Here is a 1245-nt window from a genome sequence, read left to right as displayed (position 1 = left end):
CCGCCGCGGGGATCGCCGCGGTGGGCCGCTCGACCAGGGCGCGGCGGGCCGCGGTGCGCGGGGTGGCCTCGCTGGCCGTGGCTTCGGCCGTCGCCAACACGGTGGCCAAGCGGTCGGTCGGCAGAGCGAGACCGATACTGGACGCCGTACCGGTGATCAGGCAGCTCAAGCGGCAGCCGGTCACCTCGTCCTTCCCTTCCGGGCACGCGGCCTCGGCCGCCGCCTTCGCCACCGGAGTCGCGCTGGAGTCGAAGGGCTGGGGCGCGGTGGTCGCACCGCTGGCCGTCAGCGTCGCCGCCTCGCGGGTCTATACCGGTGTGCACTATCCGAGCGATGTGGTGATCGGGGCGGCGCTGGGGGTCGGCGCCGCCTTCGCGGTGCGCGGACTCGTACCGACCCGCGACCAGCTCCCCTCCCCCGGCCGCCCGCACACCGAGGCACCGGTGCTGCCGGGCGGCGAGGATCTCGTCGTGGTGGTCAACAAGGCGTCGGGGTCGGCCGCGGCCAAGTCGGCCCTGGTACGGGATGCGCTGCCGCTCGCGGACGTGGTGGAGTGCGAGCCCGGCGACCTGGTGGCGACCCTGGAGAAGGCGGCGCAGGACTGCCGGGCCCTGGGCATCTGCGGCGGGGACGGAACGGTCAACAGGGCGGCCGTGGTCGCGGCCCGGCACGGTGTGCCGCTGGCCGTCTTCCCCGGCGGCACGCTGAACCACTTCGCGTACGACATCGGGATCGAGGAGGTCCACGACACCTGCCGTGCGCTGGCGTCGGGCGATGCGGTCAAGGTCGACCTGGGCAGGTTCACACCGGGGCCCGACGGGCCCGACGGCGAGCCGGGGCACTTCCTCAACACCTTCAGCCTGGGCTCCTATCCGGAGCTGGTACGGATCAGGGAGCGCTGGTCACCGAAGATCGGCGGCTGGCCGGCCGGTGTGCTGGCCGCGGTACGGGTGCTCAGCTCGCAGCGGCCGCTCCAGGCCGAGTTCCAGGGCGAGCAGCGGACCCTGTGGATGCTCTTCGCGGGCAACGGCATGTACCAGCAGATGGGGCCGACCCCCGGCCGGCGCTTCGACCTGGCGGACGGGCTGCTGGATGTCCGGGTGGTGCACGGCGGCCGGCTGCCGGGCCTGCGACTGCTGGCGGCGGCGCTCGCCGGGCCGCTGTCCCGCTCCCCCGTCCACGCGGCGGAGCGGATGCGCCGGGTCAAGGTCTCCGGGCTCACCCCGGGCACACCGCTCGCGTTCG

At 74.5% G+C, this 1245-nt stretch carries 1 protein-coding gene; it reads left to right on the top strand.

The window, feature by feature from the left end:
- Positions 1 to 1245, top strand: a 1245-nt coding sequence (locus tag G3I19_RS36520; protein WP_164267949.1) for a bifunctional phosphatase PAP2/diacylglycerol kinase family protein, incomplete at both ends; no start/stop codon positions are given.

Source organism: Streptomyces sp. SID10853 (genome assembly GCF_010548145.1).
Classification (GTDB): domain Bacteria; phylum Actinomycetota; class Actinomycetes; order Streptomycetales; family Streptomycetaceae; genus Streptomyces.
Note: the sequence above shows the minus strand (reverse complement) of the source record. Positions and strands in the feature narration are given on the sequence as shown.